This window comes from [Clostridium] citroniae WAL-17108 (assembly GCF_000233455.1).
In the GTDB taxonomy this organism is placed as follows: domain Bacteria; phylum Bacillota; class Clostridia; order Lachnospirales; family Lachnospiraceae; genus Enterocloster; species Enterocloster citroniae.
This window is the reverse complement of sequence record NZ_JH376420.1, coordinates 1,631,866-1,649,284: the sequence shown is the minus strand read 5'-3', so window position 1 is coordinate 1,649,284 and position 17,419 is coordinate 1,631,866. Positions and strand designations below refer to the sequence as shown.

The following is a 17,419-nucleotide window of genomic DNA, read 5'->3' as shown; positions in this document are numbered from 1 at the left end:
AGTGACCGAAAAGATTACATAAAATGTACAGCATGCAGCCGGAGCAATGCAGTCATGCGGTAAGGAGAATTTATGACTTTAGTTGAAGTGTTGAAGATAATTGTATTGGGTATTGTGGAGGGCTTTACGGAATGGCTGCCCATAAGCAGCACAGGGCATATGATACTGGTGGATGAGATCATCCGGTTAAACCAGCCGGATGCGTTTAAGGACGTGTTTCTGGTGGTGATCCAGCTGGGGGCTATCCTGGCGGTGGTGGTAATGTATTTCCATAAGCTGAACCCGTTCAGCCCTACCAAGAGCAGCCGCCAAAAGGATGCCACCTGGGCCTTATGGATCAAGATCGTGATCGCATGTGTGCCCGCGGCCGTGCTGGGGCTTCTCTTGGATGACTGGATGGAAGCCCATCTGTTTAACGCCTATGTGGTGGCGGCGGCCCTGATCATATACGGCGTGCTGTTCATTGTACTGGAGAACAGCAGCGTCTGCTCCAATCCGCAGATCAATAAGGTGGGGCAGATTTCAGCCAAGACAGCCTTTATGATCGGCATGATCCAGCTGCTGGCCCTGATCCCGGGAACCTCCCGTTCCGGCTCCACCATACTGGGAGCCATGGTGCTGGGCTGCTCCAGGGGCGCTGCTGCCGAGTTCTCATTTTTCCTGGGGATCCCGGTCATGTTCGGAGCCAGCCTTTTAAAGCTGGTGAAATATTTTGTGGCAGGCAATGTATTCACCGGCCCACAGATCTTTTATACGGTCCTGGGAATGCTGATCGCCTTTGTGGTCTCCATCTACTCCATCCAGTTCCTGATGAGTTATGTGCGCAAGCATGATTTTAAGTTCTTTGGATATTACCGGATCATACTGGGCGTGATCGTATTGGCTTATTTTGGAATAACGGCATTGGCCAGTTAACTGGCTTGCAAACGAGTTGAAGAAGTGAGGCAAACGAGTTGCAGAAGAGTTAAAAAGAGAAAAGAGAGTTGTCCCGCCGGCGTCCTATACGCCGGCCTTTTTATATCTGATATTTACATCTAAGTACGCCCGGCTTCCCCAAGGCGGATTGAAAAAAGTGATGGAAATAATTTCAGCCGGAAACAAAACACAGCGCCCAAACTAACTGGCAGCTGCGGTTTTGCTTCCGGCTGAGGCGATAGTCAGGAATGATTTCCCGCTTAGTCCAGATTATCGGCGATCTCGTACAACAGCCGCTCTGAGTCTTCCCAGCCCAGACAGGGGTCTGTGATGGATTGGCCGTAGCAGTGCTGGCCGATCTTCTGGCTGCCCGGCTCGATATAACTCTCGATCATAAGTCCCTTGACCAGCTTTTTGATATCGCTGGAATGACGGCGGCTGTGAAGCACTTCCTTGGAGATACGGATCTGCTCCTTGTACTGCTTGTTGGAGTTGGAGTGGTTGGTATCCACAATGCAGGCCGGGTTCTTCAGATCTCTCTTGGCATACAGGTCAAAGAGCAGCTTCAGGTCCTCGTAGTGGTAGTTGGGAATGCACTGTCCCCTTTTATTGACAGCTCCCCTGAGAATGGTGTGTGTCAGCGGGTTCCCCGGGCACTGCACTTCATTGCCCCGGAAGATAAAATCATGAGGCAGCTGGGCGGCCACCACGGAGTTGAGCATAACGGTCAGGTCGCCGCTGGTGGGATTCTTCATGCCCACAGGCACATCACATCCGCTGGCTACCAGGCGGTGGTACTGGTTTTCCACAGAGCGGGCGCCCACTGCCACATAGGCCATCATGTCGGAAAGATAGTTCAGGTTGTCGGGATAAAGCATCTCGTCAGCGGTGGCCAGACCTGTCTCACGCAGAACCCTCATATGCATGTGGCGGATGGCCAGGATGCCCTCGAACATATCGGGCTTCTTCTCAGGATCGGGCTGGTGCACCATGCCCATATAACCCTCGCCCGTGGTCCGCGGCTTGTTGGTGTAGACACGGGGAATGATGATGAGCTTGTCCTTTGTTTTTTCCTGAACCTTAACAAGGCGTCCCGTGTAATCGCACACGGATTCCTCATTGTCGGCAGAGCAGGGGCCGATGATCACAATAAACTTGTCGCTTTCCCCGGTGAATACCTTTTTGACATCCTCATCCCTCTGCTGTTTGATCTGTGCCAGCTTCTGGTCCAGAGGGAACTGTTCCCGTATCTCTGCCGGAGTCGGCAGTTTGTTAATAAACGTGAATCCCATTTTCTATATCCTCCCATGTATAAATACCGTGCCGTTATGCGTGGCGGATCGATCTATATGTAATGCCCCCAGCGCACGGATATGTTCCAATGCTTCATTATAGTATAGAAACAGGGATTCGTAAATAGTGAATCCCACGAAAATGTTGACAATAAAGGCATTTCCAAGTATAAATAGAGACATGGCGGTTTTGGGAGACAATACCTGACCGGGAGATAATACCTGCCGGGAGACAATACCTGACCGGGACACGATCCATAGCCGGGGCACAATACATAACCAGGAGACAGTACATAACTATGAAGACAGGGAACAGACAGACCATGGGGACGATCATGGCGCTGGCAGGCGGCATATGCTGGGGTTTTTCAGGATGCTGCGGCCAGTTCTTATTTGAGCAGAAGGCGGTACAGGCACCGTGGCTGGTGACCGTGCGCCTTTTCTTTGCAGGCATCCTTTTGATCCTGACAGGATTTAAGCTGAACGGAAGGGAGAATCTTAATATATTCAGAAAAAAACAGGACGCACTCCATCTTCTGGCCTTTGCTATTTTTGGCATCACCTTCTGCCAGTATACGTATTTTATGGCTATCCAGGCATCCAATGCGGGAACCGCCACGGTGCTGCAGTACCTGTCGCCGGTACTGATCCTTTTGGTGGTGTGCATCCGTGGAAAACGCCTTCCCAAAGGCCTGGAGCTGGGGGCCATCGGGCTGTCGCTCCTTGGCACCTTTGTCATAGGGACCCATGGGGATATCCACACCTTCCATATCTCGGGGGAAGCGCTGTTCTGGGGCCTTTTGGCCGCTGTCAGCTCCATGATCTATACCATGATACCGGGCGGTCTGATCCTCAAATATGATATCTACCAGGTACTGGGATTCGGCATGTTCATGGGCGGCATTGCCATGGGAATATTCGTGCGTCCGTGGACCTGCGCGCCGGTGTGGGATATGGGAACCGTTGGCGCCCTGGCCGGCGTGATCGTGGTGGGGACAGCCCTGGCTTTTGGTCTGTTTTTGCAGGGGGTCAGCCTTATAGGCCCTTTGCGGGGAAGCATTATGGGGAGTGTGGAGCCGGTGTCCGCGGTCATTATTTCCGTGTTTTGGCTGAACACGTCCTTTACCCCTGCTGATTTTATTGGGTTTGCCCTGATCCTGGGAGCTGTGTTTGTGCTGACATTTTCACAGAGGCCCGAATCCCTAAAAAAGGCGGATGCAGGGATAACAGACGGTATTTAGGGCTTGACAAAACAGGGAAGCCTGTCTATAATGGGGATAATTTCATGAATTGGCTATGACGGGAACAAGTAATGATCTGCAAAAGCATACAGAAAGCAGCCGGGTGATGAGAGGCGCATGGAAAGCAGGTCATGAATACATCTTAGAGCTTCACACCCAACGGCGGCTGCCCAGTAGGCTGTGACGGATCCTGCACACGTTATCGTGCTAGAGTATAAAGGAGAGGCATGCACTCCAGTACTCGAAGAGGCGGGCAGCGTGAGCTGTCTGTAAACATCAGGTGGTAACACGGAGCACATGGCTTCGTCCTTTTGAATCAAGAGGACGGGGCTTTTTTAGTACTCAGGAAAACATCTCCCCCTCCCGGGGAAATGCTGCCTGATAGAAAAACGTAAGAATCAAGCCCTTGCATGAAACAGGAAATATGATAAAATATTTAGAGTAGGAAGAGGAGAAAACACCATGCAGATTTACGAAGAATTAGTTGCCAGAGGCTTAATTGCCCAGGTCACAAACGAAGAAGAAATTAAGAAAATGGTAAACGAAGGCAAGGCTGTATTCTATATTGGCTTTGATCCAACGGCTGACAGTCTCCATGTAGGGCATTTTATGGCCCTGTGCCTGATGAAGCGCCTGCAGATGGCAGGCAACAAGCCGATCGCCCTGATCGGAGGAGGCACCGGCATGATCGGAGATCCGTCCGGACGTTCCGACATGCGTACCATGATGACTCCTGAGATCATCCAGCACAACTGTGACTGCTTTAAGAAACAGATGAGCCGTTTTATAGATTTCTCTGAAGGCAAGGCGCTGATGGTCAACAATGCGGAGTGGCTGTTAGAACTTAACTACATTGATTTTCTCAGGGAAGTGGGACCCCATTTTTCCGTCAACAACATGCTGAGGGCTGAGTGCTATAAGCAGAGGATGGAGAAGGGATTAAGCTTCCTGGAATTCAACTACATGATCATGCAGAGCTTTGATTTCTATGAGCTGTTCCAGCGCTATGGCTGCAATATGCAGTTTGGCGGTGATGACCAGTGGAGCAACATGCTTGGCGGCACGGAGTTGATCCGCAGAAAGCTGGGCAAGGATGCCCACGCCATGACCATCACGCTGCTGCTCAACTCTGAGGGCAAAAAGATGGGCAAGACCCAGTCCGGCGCTGTCTGGCTGGATCCCAATAAGACATCTCCCTTTGAGTTTTACCAGTACTGGAGGAATATTGCGGATGCGGATGTACTCAAGTGCCTGCGTATGCTTACATTCCTTCCGATTGAGCAGATTGATGAGATGGACCGGTGGGAAGGCAGCCAGCTGAATAAGGCCAAAGAGATCCTTGCATATGAACTCACCAGCCTGGTGCATGGTGAGGAAGAGGCAGCCAAGGCGCAGGAAGGGGCAAGAGCCCTGTTTGAGTCCGGCGGCAACACGGCTAACATGCCCACATACCAGCTGACAGATGAGGACTTTACCGATGGCGCCATTGACGTGCTGGGCGTGCTTCAGAAGTCAGGACTTTGTGCTTCACGTTCAGAGGCAAGAAGAAATGTGGAACAGGGCGGTGTATCCGTGGATGGGAATGCTGTAAAGGATATCAAGGCAGTTTTCTCAAAGGACCAGTTTGCAGGCGAAGGCCTTGTGTTTAAGCGCGGCAAAAAGAATTTTATGAAGGTCATTGCCAAATAAAAAGTCCTGCGGAGTCAGAAGATTGAGAGGAGGGTGCCGGATGAGCGGTTTCAGACCGGTACGGCAGCTGGGAGCATTTGTGGCTGCAGCTGTCCTAAGTATAGGCTCGGTGTTTGTTTCGGAAGCAGCAGCCGTAAAGCCACAGGTGCCTGTATCCATGCACATGGATATCAACAGCAGAAGGACATCCATCTATGATGGGTATTCCACCTATGTGCTTGGCTACAGGGCATCGGAAAGTGATACATTCACGGTTACAAAAGACAGAAACGACATCAATCTTGATGACGTGACAATGAATTATTATCTTCTCACCTATGACGGTGAGACACAAAAGTATCTGGAATGCACGGTTTATGGCCTGAAGGAGGGAACCCATTATCCCATTGTCCGGCCGGAGACCGTGGAGCGGGAAAAGGCAGCAGGCAATCTCTATGAATACCTAAACCGCTGTTATGTGGTGGAATTCTGTTATGGGGATGCCAGGTCGTCCATGTATTTTTCCGTGTTTCCCGAGGAGGATATGAATGCATACCGCAACATCCTTTTGGGAAAATGGAAAAAAGAGACCCGGGGATGGAAATATGAATATCAGGACGAGGTTCTCACGAACTGGGCCCTGATCAATGAAAAATGGTACTATTTCGGCGCAGACGGATATATGAAGACCGGATGGCAGGATTATAAGGGAGATGTATATTACCTGAGCCCTGACAGCGGTGTGATGCGCGCGGACTGTACCATTGACGGATTCCGTCTGGATTCCAGCGGTAAACGAGTGGATTAAAAACATGAAAAAAGCTGTACCCGGCAGGTATGATGTGCCGGATACAGCTTTTTTATTGCAGATATGTGCTGAGAATATGTGCTGAAAATATGTGGTGCAGATATGTTTTAAAATGCCAACAGCCCCAAATGTTCCAGCAGGATCTTAAGCCCCATAAGGATCAGAATGGCGCCTCCGGCCAGCTCCGCCCTGGATTTGTATTTGCAGCCAAAGGCATTTCCAACCTTTACGCCCACCATGGACAGGGTAAATGTGACAGCGCCGATAAAGGACACGGCAGGAACAATGTCAACGTTCAGGAATGCGAAGGTGACTCCCACGGCCAGAGCATCGATGCTGGTGGCCACGGCCAGAAGGACCATGCCGCGCACATCCAGGGACGCGTTGGCGCAGGACTCGTCTTTTTCAAAGGACTCCTTCACCATGCCGGCGCCTATGAGGACCAGAAGGAGGAAAGCCACCCAGTGGTCGTAGGCACGGATAGCCATGCTGAACTTAGAGCCCAGGAAGTATCCCAACAATGGCATGGCGGCCTGGAATCCTCCAAAGTACAGACCCACGATCAGCGCACCCTTCCAGCTCATCCTGGGCATGGCCAGGCCCTTACAGACAGCAACAGCAAATGCATCCATGGACAGGCCCACGGCAATGATGAATAACTCGGTTAATGACATAGCAGATCCTCCCGTTATTGGTTTAATATATGGAATGGCGTATAAAAAAAGACCCATCTACAGCTCTCTTGCCGTAGATAAGTCTCATTATTTAAAATAAAGCCAGATAGAATCTATCAGCGTGTTGACCTTATTACATGCAGCGCATGCCAATTACTCCCTTATCACTTGCTACATTTTACGTGACATTGGAAGAAAAGTCAAGAATAATTCTCAAAAAAGATCTGAAACAGCGTTTAATTCGTTGATTCAGACCATTGTAAAAAAACAGCCCCTGTGCTAAACTGATAAGAACGTACCGATACTGCGGAAAACAGCAGAAAAAAGGAGTATACAGGGAGTTTACGCGAGATGAAAAAGTCATATGAAATAGACATGTGCAACGGTCCGCTTTTGGGCAAGATCCTTTTATTTTCCGTGCCTTTAATGATGTCAGGAATCCTGCAGCTTTTGTTTAATGCAGCGGATATCATTGTGGTGGGACGGTTTGCAGGCAGCAGTGCCCTGGCGGCAGTGGGATCCACCTCGGCCCTGATCAATCTGCTGATCAATGTGTTTGTGGGCCTGTCCGTGGGTGTCAATGTCCTGGTGGCCAAGTACTATGGAGGCCGCAGGGAAAAGGACATGAGCGAAACGGTCCATACGGCCATTACCACAAGTGTCCTCAGCGGACTGTTCCTGGTGGTCTTAGGCCTGGTGGCAGCCAAACCTCTGCTGCACCTGATGGGGACTCCCGATGATGTGCTGAGCCAGTCCGTGCTGTATATGCGGATCTATTTTCTGGGAATGCCTGTGCTGATGCTGTACAACTTCGGCGCAGCGATCCTGAGAGCCATCGGGGATACCAGGCGCCCTCTTTATTTCCTGTTTGCGGCCGGTATAGTGAACGTGGTTCTGAACCTGTTTTTTGTGATCGGCCTTGGCATGGGGGTGGACGGTGTGGCGTGGGCCACGGTCATATCCGAGCATATATCGGCCCTGCTGGTGTTAAAGAGCCTGATGGAAGCGCCCGGAGCCTTGAAGCTGTCCCTTAAGAACCTGCGGATCCATCCCAAGAAGCTGAAGCGGATCATAAAGATCGGACTTCCGGCAGGAATGCAGGGAGCCATATTCTCCATTTCCAATGTGCTGATCCAGTCCTCGGTCAATTCTTTTGGCTCCATTGCCATGGCGGGAAATACAGCATCCTCCAATATAGAGGGGTTTGTGTATACGGCCATGAACGCGGTGTACCAGACCAATCTAAGCTTTACCAGCCAGAACCTGGGCGGCAGGAAATACAGCAGGATCAATAAGATCATGTACATATGCCTGGGGGTGGTCACCGTAGTTGGCCTGTCCTTAGGGCTGACGGCCGTGCTGGGCGGCAGGATGCTGCTTGGGATCTATTCCTCTGACCCGGAAGTGCTGCGATACGGTATGCTGAGGCTGGGGATCATCTGCACCACCTATTTTCTCTGCGGCATCATGGACTGTATGGTGGGAAGCCTGCGCGGCCTTGGTTACTCCATTATTCCCATGTTCGTTTCACTGACAGGGGCCTGCGGATTCCGTGTGCTGTGGGTGTTCACTGTATTTGCAGCATATCATTCCCTGGATGTCCTATACCTGTCATATCCGGTGTCCTGGGCCATCACCGCGGCAGCCCACATGATCACCTTCCGCAAGATACGCCGCAAGATTCCGAAACAGGATGCAATGCCCATGATTTAGATGCCAATAAAAGATGCAAAAGAAAGGTAACATTACTCTATGCTGTTCAGCTCACTTACCTTTGTATGGTTTTTCCTTCCTGCTCTGGCCCTGATCTATTACCTGATGCCGGGGCGGAAACTTAAAAATGCGATCCTGCTGATCGCCAGCCTGATATTCTATACATGGGGGGAACCCCGCTATGTGGTGCTGGTGCTTTTATCCATTCTGGTCAATTATGTATTTGGCCTTGTCATTGCGGGCCTTGACAGAGGGCCAGGTGTGAAAGCATCCGATGAAAAAGGGCCGGGAGAAATGAAACCGGACAGGAAAAGGCTGGGCAGGAAAAAGCTGGCCCTGGCCGTTTGCGTCATAGCAAACATCTGCCTGCTGGGGTATTTCAAATACTTTAATTTTTTCCTGGAACTGGTTTATACCATTGCGGGAAAAGATGGATTTACACCCAGGAACATTCCTTTGCCCATCGGCATTTCCTTTTATACCTTCCAAGCCATTTCCTATATAGCCGACATATACCGGGGCGTAAAGCCGGTGCAGAAAAATATGTTCAGGCTTGCCCTTTATATATCGCTGTTTCCACAGATCCTTTCAGGTCCCATTGTAAGATACAATGAACTGGAACCGCAGATCACGGGCCGCAGGGAGAGCATTTCCATGCACGCCTACGGCATCAAGCGGTTTGTCTGCGGACTTGCCAAAAAGATGATATTTGCCAATATGTTTGGACAGGTGGTGGACCGGATCTGGGAACTTCCCCTGGAGCAGCTGGGCACGGCCATGGTGTGGTTTACAGTCACTCTATACAGTTTCCAGATTTATTATGATTTTTCCGGTTACTCGGATATGGCCATTGGACTGGGGCGTATGTTTGGCTTTACCTATCAGGAAAATTTTAATTTCCCCTACCTGTCCGCCTCTGTCAGTGAGTTCTGGAGGCGGTGGCATATATCCTTATCCACCTGGTTTAAGCAGTATCTCTACATTCCCCTGGGAGGCAACCGCAAGGGCCTTAATAGGACCTGCGTCAATCTGTTTGTGGTGTTCCTTGCAACGGGACTGTGGCATGGAGCCAGCATGAATTTTATCTGCTGGGGCATCTATTACGGGATATTTATCGTGGCGGAGCGTCTGTGGATCGGAACGCTTTTGGATAAGAATCCATATAAGGTGCTGAACCACGTGTACGCACTGGTGGTGGTAGCTTTCGGGTGGCTGCTGTTCCGTGTGCAGAACCTTCACCAGGCCAAGGTCATGGTCACTGCCATGCTGATTCCAAAGGCAGGCCTGTGGAATCTCCGTATTTTTATGGACAATCGGATCATTTTCCTCCTGATACTTGCAGTATGCTTTTGCGGTCCTGTTCAGCATCTGTTTCCTGGGCTTAAAAAGCGGCTGTTTGATGAAGAGCGCATGGGGGTATTGGATGTGGCGGTTATGGCATTCCTGCTCCTTCTCTGTACAATGCTCATGGTCAGCAGTACCTATCAGGCGTTTATCTACTTCAGATTCTGACATACATAAGGGAGTACATTTATGATAAAAAAGATTTTGATCGGGGGATTCTGGGCGCTTGTGCTCCTTCCCAACCTGCTGTTTATGCTGGCCGGGGGCAAGGGGGATGGCGGGGGGACGGAGAACCGGACCCTTGCGGAATTTCCTGTGTTTGAAGCGGATACATATGAAACATTTCCCTCAGCGGTGGACAGTTACATCAACGACCATGCGGCTTTCAGAAACCGCTTTCTCAGCGCCAATTCAGTGCTGAACTTAAAGCTGTTCGGATATGCGGATAACCAGGATGTGATCAGAGGAAAAGACGGCTGGTATTTTTTTGCAGGAGGCATGAGCCTGTACGATGCGCTGGGCACGGAGCCCTTTTATCCGGATGATGTTGCATGGATCGGGAATCAGATCATACGGGCGGCAGATTATTATGAGAGCAGGGGGATCCCGTTTATCGTAATGATACCGCCTAATAAAGAAGGCGTTTACAGGGAATACATGCCGGATTGCTACGGCCGCGTATGGGAGGGGAACAGGCCGGCCCAGCTGGAAGAGTATCTCCGTGAACACTCCGGTATCACGGTGCTGGACCCCAGGGAATATTTTAATGCCAACAGGGACTATACCTGGTACTACAAGACCGATACCCACTGGAATTTTGCAGGGGGATACGTGGGAACGCAGATGATCATAGAAGCCCTGGGCGGTACGCCGGTACCCATTGAGGATGTGACCGTAACGTATGAGCAGGGGACTCCCGGGGATCTGGTGAACCTGTTCCATTTGCCGGAACGGTTCTGCAGTGAAGAGAATGCGGTGGTGACCGGTTACAGGGATGAGCTGACAGTCAATGCAGAGGATGTGAACGGGGATAAAAACATACTCCATATGTCCACCCCGGGAGCTCCGGACAAAAGGCGGATCGCGGTTATCAGGGACTCATTTGGAACCGCATTGATGGATAAACTGCCCAGATATTTTGCAAATGTGGACTTTTACCACTGGCAGGCATTTGACTATACTATGCTGGAGGAGAATCTGCCGGATGCCATTGTGTACCAGATCGTGGAGAGGGATCTGACCAGGATTCCACAGGATGTGGAAAAGATGCTGCCTCCCTTGGACGCGGAATGATTTTTTAAACTACATCTTTTGTAAATGGATAAAATATCGTATAATCAGATGGGATAGCATGTAATGCTGTGCAATACTCAATATAGAAGCAGAAAAGGAGAAGGAACGTACATGAAGATTTTGAATTATGGCTCATTGAATATTGACTATACCTACAGTGTGGATCATTTTGTAAGGGGTGGGGAGACATTGTCGTCAGACAGCATGAATGTATTTTCCGGAGGAAAAGGGTTAAACCAGTCCATTGCCCTGAGCAAAAGCGGGGCTGAGGTTTGGCATGCAGGCGCGGTGGGAACAGGAGACGGGGACTTCCTGATCCGGCAGCTTCAAAGTGCCGGTGTTAACACGGAGCTGATCGCAGTGCTGGAAGGTAAGACCGGACATGCCATTATCCAGAAGGCAAAAGACGGAGGGAATTGTATCCTTCTCTACGGCGGCGCCAATCAGGAGATCACAAAATCCATGGTGGATGAAGTCATGGAACACTTTGAGGCCGGGGATTACCTGGTTTTGCAGAATGAGATCAGCGAGATCGGTTATATCATGGAAAAGGCCCATGAGAAACAGATGAAGATCGTATTAAACCCCTCGCCCATGGATCACAGGATAGGGGAATATCCACTGGAATATGTGGACTATTTCCTGTTAAATGAAATCGAGGCAGGGGATATATGCAATGAGCAGGGAGAGGGGGAAGCGCTCCTTAGAAAGCTGTCCGCCAAGTTTCCGGGAGCCAGGATCGTCCTGACCCTGGGAGGTGACGGTTCCCTTTACTGGGACGGGGAACGCCTGCTAAAGCAGGGGATCTATAAGGTGGAGGTGGCGGATACCACCGCTGCCGGGGATACCTTTACCGGATTTTTTATCGGAGGCCTGGTGCAGGGCATGGATGCCGCTGCAGCTCTTGAATGGGCTGCAAAGGCAGCGGCGATCGCTGTCTCACGCCAGGGGGCAGCTCCATCCATTCCTTCCAGGGATGAGGTAGACGGGTTCTGATTAAAGGGTACACAGAAGAATACATTAAGAAAACAGGTGATCTGAAAAGCCGTCATTCCATGTTTTTGTTTTGCCAAACAATGGAATGGCGGCTTTCATTTTATTTTTGTGTTGTTGAGAACGGAAATAAGATCATTAAGAAAAGCCGTAAGGAGTCACTGTCTACGAAAAACCGGAAATCCGCCACAGGAAGGGGGAGCAATCGTTTGATTATTCTAAAATTATCAGAATATTTAAACAATTAGTACAATAATCAAGGGTAAAATTGTATTAAAACGGAAACAATTGTAATTAATTGGATTTAAATATAAATAAACTAAAAAGATAATAAAAAAATTAAAAAAGTGTTGACAAATAGAATGTCATTTACTATAATGAAGACAACAAAAGAACAGAGAACAAAAAAGAATTCAAGGAACTGTAGACAATCAGTTCACAAGTAATAAAATCCAAGCAAAGGAGGTACGGACCACCAAAGACTTAATTTTAGTTTAATATATAGTAAAAGAAATTTTATTATATATTAGACCAGGAAAAGCCAATCTACTAAAAAGTGAAACGCTCAGGCAGTAAAGTAATTTTAAGTAATTGATTTAAAGAAACAAAAGAATCCAGTCGATTGGGAAACGATTCAAAGAGTAACAGAGTTTCAAAGATTAAAGAAGTTTTAATGTAAATGAGTAAGTTTACAAAGGAAAACCATTTAATATAAAGAAATAAGTTAACAAATTGGAAAGTTTAAAAAGCAATTGCAGTATTTAAAGAAATAATTTAAAGATACAAGCTGTTAAAAAGTGAAACATTTATAAAACAATGGATGATAACATTTTCATGAAACTATCTCAAGAGTATTAATCAAAAGATCAGATATCGGTTTAGTGATATGACGAGAAAGTATCATTAGAACGAATTCAATTAATACCGGATAGTAGGGTACAAAGAAGTAAGGAAAATGGATCAGACATAAGTAGTTAGATGAAGTAGTAAGAGCGAAGTAGCAGATAGTAGAATGGTGTAACAACTTAATATAGAAGTAAAAAGAAACAATTGTTTCAGAAAAGTGAGGCTTGGTCCAATGGACGAGATAGTCTGGAGACGAGTATCGTAATCGAGAACGTGGTTAGTCAAAGATTCGATACTCGTCTTCCTTGTTGTTTAGAGCACGTTTGAAACACACACAGTTGAGACATGCTCTGAAGATATGTATATGGAATGAGTGGAATCAGGCGTTTTACAGGCCAGGGAAAAGGGAAAGCTGGCAGGTAGACGCTTTTTTGTTGGAGTTACGCTGTTTTCCTAATTTACAGTCCCTCCAGATCAAAGGGAGGGGTATACTCTTCCCTGGCGCTGCTCTTTTGCTGCATAAACCCCTGAGTCAGACCCAGTTCAATCGCTGTGTCCACCACACGGTTGTACTCGTAGGTGGTGATGCGGCGGTTCAGGCCGGGATATTCGCTGCTGTGGTGAAAGGGGGTATACTGGCTCATAAGGCTGATCAGATACCGGCCTTCAGGCAGATGATCTTTCATCCAGTGAAGCAGGGCAATGGAATCATCCTTGTGTCCGGGAAGGACCATATGGCGTATGATAACGCCCTTTTTCAGCAGGGGAAAGGAGGAGACGCTTTCCTGGCCTGGGAGGTGATCCTGATCCGGGAGGTGATCCTGGTCCGGGTTGTGATCCTGCCATACAGGGGCGCCGGTCTGACGGATCATCTGCCGGATGGCGGCAGAGGACTGCTCAAAGTAATCAGATGCCCTGGAATACTTAAGGGCAAGCCGGTTATCATAATACTTGAAGTCAGGAAGCCATATATCCACATAGTCCTTTAGGGCCAGAATCATCTCTGCGGTCTCGTATCCGCCGCAGTTGTAGACAACGGGTATGGTAAGTCTGTCCCGCACCATATCCAGGGCAGATGTGATGTGGGGCAGGTATTGGGTGGGAGTGACCAGGTTGATGTTGTAGGCCCCCTGGGATTCAAGATTCAGGAAAATCTGTGCCAGTTCTTCTGCGGTCAGTACTTTGCCGAAATTGTCACTGCTCAGTTCCCAGTTTTGGCAAAAGCAGCATCTTAGGGTGCAGCCGGAAAAGAACACGGTCCCGCTTCCGCCTCTTTCCTGTTCAGGACCGCTGATACACGGTTCCTCCCAGTGGTGGAGGGCAGCCCTGGCAGCTTTCAGCTCATGGCCACAGCCGCAGTAGCCGGTGGTTTCCAGGCGGTTGACACCGCAGGCCCTGGGGCATAGGGTACAGGCGGTATATCTGTCAAATGGTATGGGGATTCTCTGATTCATGGCTCATGGTTCTCCTAAATGGTATAGTCCTGCTGTTCCGGCAGGCGGTGATGTTCCCTGTATTCCTTGGGGGAGACACCGTACTCCTTTTTAAAGGCCCTGAAAAAGCTGGTGTAGTCCTTAAAACCGTACTGATGGTAAACATGGCTGATGGGCTGGTCGGACAGGATGGCGTTCTTGCTGGCATGAAGGCGCTTTTTCAGGATATACTGGTGAAGGGGGATCCCCATATTGTCCTTAAATATGTGGGATATGTGATATTTACTCACATAAAAAAAGGAGGACAGGCTGTCCAGGCTCAGATCACCCTCCAAATGCCGGTTAATGTAGTCGCAGATGTTCAGGTAGAGCACATTTTCATAGACCACTGACTTTTGGTGAAGGCTGTCATAAAGCAGCCGGTTGATATATACCAAAAATGACACGGCCATAAGTTCTGCCGTCAGGCGGTGGAAGGCGCGGCCGCTGGCCGACTCCTCGATCAGGTCCGTAAGCTTACCCTGTATCTCCTGGGTGGTGATGGTGTCGGTATGAAAACGGTAGGTCTGATGGCTCTGGGCATAGTCAAAACCATAAGCCAGCTCCTCATCTGCCTGGCGCAGTGTTTTGAAGTAATCCGCTCCCAGCCAGAATACAAAGCGGCGGTATGGTTTGTCATGGGAAAGAAATTCCGGATAGTGGGGAGTGGAGGGTGGGACCAGCAGACAGTCACCGTACTCCAGATGATAACTTTTGTTTCCCACATGGTATTGTACATCGCCTTCCAGGAAAAAATAGAATTCATAATAATCGTGTTCATGGGCAGCCACGGATTTTAAGGTAGTGTCATTGTAATAAAACAGCTCAAAGTCAACGGGCTGCATGTATTGTCTTGTATTAAAGTCCGAGGATATCTGTTTTTTCACAGGGAGTTTCCTTTCTGGGGCAGTTTGTGCGCGGGCGCAGGAGCAGGTATAAACCGTGTGGTGAGGTATTATTTTACCCAATCTTAGCATGAAACAACAACATTTGCAATATGTTGGGCAAGTATCACTATGGACGGGAATGCTGTATCTGATATAATAAAATTAAATAAAGGGACATCCATTAACCAACAATTTTAAGGAGGAGTTTATACATGAAATTATCATTCAGATGGTACGGAGAAGATGACAAGGTAACCTTGGAGAACATCCGCCAGATCCCGGGAATGCAGTCTATTGTAACAGCTGTTTATGATGTGCCGGTAGGTGAGGTATGGAGCCGTGAAAGCATTGCCAAGTTAAAAAAGCAGGTTGAGGATGCGGGCCTTGGATTCGATGTGATCGAGAGTATTCCGGTTCATGAGGATATCAAGCTGGGTAAGCCAACCAGGGATAAATATATTGAGAACTACTGTGAGAACATCCGCCGTGTGGCTGAAGCCGGTATCAAGTGTGTATGCTATAATTTCATGCCTGTATTTGACTGGACAAGAACCCAGTTGGACCATGAGCTGGGTGATGGATCCACTTCACTGGTATATTATCAGGAGCAGGTGGACGCAGTGAATCCTCTGAACAGCGACAGCGATCTGACTCTTCCGGGATGGGATTCCAGCTACACAAGAGAAGGATTAAAGGCAGTTGTTGAGGAGTACAATAACCTGACCGAGGATATGCTGTGGGATAATGTAAAATATTTCCTGGAAAGAGTGATCCCGGTTGCGGCAGAGTGTGATGTAAACATGGCAATCCATGAGGATGACCCATGCTGGAGCATTTTCGGTCTGCCGAGAATCATTACCTGCGAGGAGAACCTGGACCGCTTCTTAAAGCTGGTGGATGACAAGCACAACGGTATCACGCTGTGTACCGGTTCCCTGGGCTGCTCCGCTAAAAACGATGTGGTGAGAATGGCCGGAAAGTATGCTGCCATGGGCAGGATCCATTTTGCACACATCAGAAATGTGGCTGTTCTGGACAATGGATTTGAGGAGAGAGCACATCTGTCTTCCTGCGGTTCCCTGGATATGTTCGGAATTGTAAAGGCACTGGTGGATAACGGCTTTGACGGCTATGTGAGACCTGACCACGGACGTATGATCTGGGGTGAGACAGGACGCGCAGGATATGGTCTGTACGACAGGGCTCTGGGCGCAACATATCTCAACGGTCTGTTTGAGGCAGTGGAGAAGATGAGCAAGTAATAGACTTTCATGGATAGATCGAATAAAGGGATCAGGGTAGAGTGCGCTGGTCCCTTTTTTTACATAGAAACCATGTACAAAACCAAATGGAGGGAGGTTAAAGGTATGGTATTCGGAACGGATCTGACCGGAAAGATGGCTGTGGTCACAGGAGCGGGCGGGATTTTGTGCGGTATGTTTGCCAGGACTCTGGCAGGGGCAGGGGCATCAGTGGCCCTGTTGGATATCAATCTGGAGGCGGCTGAGAAAATTGCAGGCGAGATACGGGACATGGGCGGCACCGCCTCGGCCTATGAGGTGGATGTAATGGACAAGGATATGCTGGAAAGCGTCCATGCCAGAGTCCTGGCGGAACTGGGCCCCTGTGATATCCTGGTAAACGGAGCAGGAGGCAACCAGGCCTGCGCCAATACATCCAAGGAGTATTTTGAGATGGGCGACATTGAAGGGGATGTGGTCACATTTTTCGATCTGGAATATGGGGGCATACAGAAGGTGCTGGATCTGAATTTCCTGGGGGCATTCCTTACCTGTCAGGTGTTTGCAAAGGATATGGTGGGAAGGGACGGGTGCAATATCCTGAATATTTCCTCTGCCAGTGCGAAGCGGCCCCTGACCAGGATACCGGTATTCAGCGGGGCCGTGGCGGCCCTCAGCAATTTTACCCAGTGGCTGGCCGTGCATTTTGCCAGGGCAGGCATCCGGGTCAATGCCATTGCGCCGGGGTTTTTTGTGACACGGCAGAATGAGAGGCTTTTGTATGAGGAGGACGGCGCCCCGGCAGCCAGGGCGGCCAAGGTACTGGCCGCAACCCCTATGGGCCGGTTCGGAAAGCCGGAAGAACTCAATGGGGCCCTGCTTTTCCTTCTCAATAACGAGGCTGCCGGTTTTATCACCGGGGTGGTTCTGCCTGTGGACGGGGGATTCGGGGCAAATGCAGGGGTTTAACATGCATGTTCCGTTACGTATGTTCTGTCATACATCCCTTGAATGTCCTTTGATCCCCCTCGC

The 17,419-nt window shown here is 49.3% G+C and carries 14 protein-coding genes; 10 read left to right on the top strand and 4 right to left on the bottom strand.

What is annotated here, in order from left to right; translation table 11 throughout:
• Window positions 1–72 precede the first annotated feature (72 nt).
• Window positions 73–915, top strand: a complete 843-nt coding sequence (locus HMPREF9469_RS07475) for an undecaprenyl-diphosphate phosphatase (protein WP_007860631.1) — start codon at window positions 73–75, stop codon at window positions 913–915.
• A 260-nt stretch (window positions 916–1,175) separates the two neighbouring features.
• Here the strand turns inward: HMPREF9469_RS07475 and HMPREF9469_RS07470 are convergent, their stop codons facing one another.
• Complete coding sequence (locus HMPREF9469_RS07470) at window positions 1,176–2,207, bottom strand: 3-deoxy-7-phosphoheptulonate synthase (RefSeq protein WP_007860629.1); 1,032 nt, start codon at window positions 2,205–2,207, stop codon at window positions 1,176–1,178.
• A gap of 299 nt (window positions 2,208–2,506) precedes the next feature.
• Between HMPREF9469_RS07470 and HMPREF9469_RS07465 the strand changes: the two genes are divergently transcribed.
• The 3 genes from HMPREF9469_RS07465 to HMPREF9469_RS07455 all read left to right on the top strand — a co-directional run bounded on the left by HMPREF9469_RS07465 (window position 2,507) and on the right by HMPREF9469_RS07455 (window position 5,924).
• Window positions 2,507–3,448 (top strand): EamA family transporter, encoded by a 942-nt coding sequence (locus HMPREF9469_RS07465; protein WP_007860624.1) that lies wholly within the window; start codon window positions 2,507–2,509, stop codon window positions 3,446–3,448.
• Between the two features lie 462 nt (window positions 3,449–3,910).
• On the top strand, window positions 3,911–5,137 hold the full coding sequence (tyrS, locus tag HMPREF9469_RS07460) for a tyrosine--tRNA ligase (RefSeq protein ID WP_007860621.1): 1,227 nt from the start codon (window positions 3,911–3,913) through the stop codon (window positions 5,135–5,137).
• Window positions 5,138–5,177: 40 nt separating this feature from the next.
• Window positions 5,178–5,924: a hypothetical protein gene (locus tag HMPREF9469_RS07455; RefSeq protein ID WP_007860619.1), complete on the top strand. Its 747-nt coding sequence runs from the start codon at window positions 5,178–5,180 to the stop codon at window positions 5,922–5,924.
• Window positions 5,925–6,031: 107 nt separating this feature from the next.
• Here the strand turns inward: HMPREF9469_RS07455 and HMPREF9469_RS07450 are convergent, their stop codons facing one another.
• Complete coding sequence (locus HMPREF9469_RS07450; protein WP_007860618.1) at window positions 6,032–6,598, bottom strand: manganese efflux pump MntP; 567 nt, start codon at window positions 6,596–6,598, stop codon at window positions 6,032–6,034.
• A 351-nt stretch (window positions 6,599–6,949) separates the two neighbouring features.
• Between HMPREF9469_RS07450 and HMPREF9469_RS07445 the strand changes: the two genes are divergently transcribed.
• The 4 genes from HMPREF9469_RS07445 to HMPREF9469_RS07430 all read left to right on the top strand — a co-directional run bounded on the left by HMPREF9469_RS07445 (window position 6,950) and on the right by HMPREF9469_RS07430 (window position 11,944).
• On the top strand, window positions 6,950–8,311 hold the full coding sequence (locus HMPREF9469_RS07445; protein WP_007860617.1) for an MATE family efflux transporter: 1,362 nt from the start codon (window positions 6,950–6,952) through the stop codon (window positions 8,309–8,311).
• Window positions 8,312–8,350: 39 nt separating this feature from the next.
• Window positions 8,351–9,823 carry an MBOAT family O-acyltransferase gene (locus tag HMPREF9469_RS07440; RefSeq protein ID WP_007860616.1) on the top strand — a complete coding sequence of 491 codons (1,473 nt, stop codon included), beginning with the start codon at window positions 8,351–8,353 and terminating at the stop codon, window positions 9,821–9,823.
• Between the two features lie 21 nt (window positions 9,824–9,844).
• Window positions 9,845–10,948, top strand: a complete 1,104-nt coding sequence (locus tag HMPREF9469_RS07435; protein WP_007860614.1) for an alginate O-acetyltransferase AlgX-related protein — start codon at window positions 9,845–9,847, stop codon at window positions 10,946–10,948.
• A 111-nt stretch (window positions 10,949–11,059) separates the two neighbouring features.
• Window positions 11,060–11,944 (top strand): ribokinase, encoded by an 885-nt coding sequence (locus HMPREF9469_RS07430; protein ID WP_007860612.1) that lies wholly within the window; start codon window positions 11,060–11,062, stop codon window positions 11,942–11,944.
• A 1,301-nt stretch (window positions 11,945–13,245) separates the two neighbouring features.
• On the opposite strand, the gene HMPREF9469_RS07425 is transcribed toward HMPREF9469_RS07430, so the two are convergent.
• Complete coding sequence (locus HMPREF9469_RS07425) at window positions 13,246–14,241, bottom strand: radical SAM protein (RefSeq protein ID WP_007860610.1); 996 nt, start codon at window positions 14,239–14,241, stop codon at window positions 13,246–13,248.
• Between the two features lie 14 nt (window positions 14,242–14,255).
• Window positions 14,256–15,146, bottom strand: a complete 891-nt coding sequence (locus HMPREF9469_RS07420; RefSeq protein WP_007860608.1) for an AraC family transcriptional regulator — start codon at window positions 15,144–15,146, stop codon at window positions 14,256–14,258.
• Between the two features lie 212 nt (window positions 15,147–15,358).
• Between HMPREF9469_RS07420 and HMPREF9469_RS07415 the strand changes: the two genes are divergently transcribed.
• Both HMPREF9469_RS07415 and HMPREF9469_RS07410 read left to right on the top strand, forming a co-directional pair.
• A complete protein-coding gene (locus tag HMPREF9469_RS07415) occupies window positions 15,359–16,408 on the top strand; it encodes a mannonate dehydratase (protein ID WP_007860606.1) in 1,050 nt (349 codons plus the stop codon).
• Window positions 16,409–16,513: 105 nt separating this feature from the next.
• Window positions 16,514–17,356 (top strand): SDR family oxidoreductase, encoded by an 843-nt coding sequence (locus HMPREF9469_RS07410; RefSeq protein WP_007860604.1) that lies wholly within the window; start codon window positions 16,514–16,516, stop codon window positions 17,354–17,356.
• The last annotated feature ends 63 nt before the right edge of the window (window positions 17,357–17,419 follow it).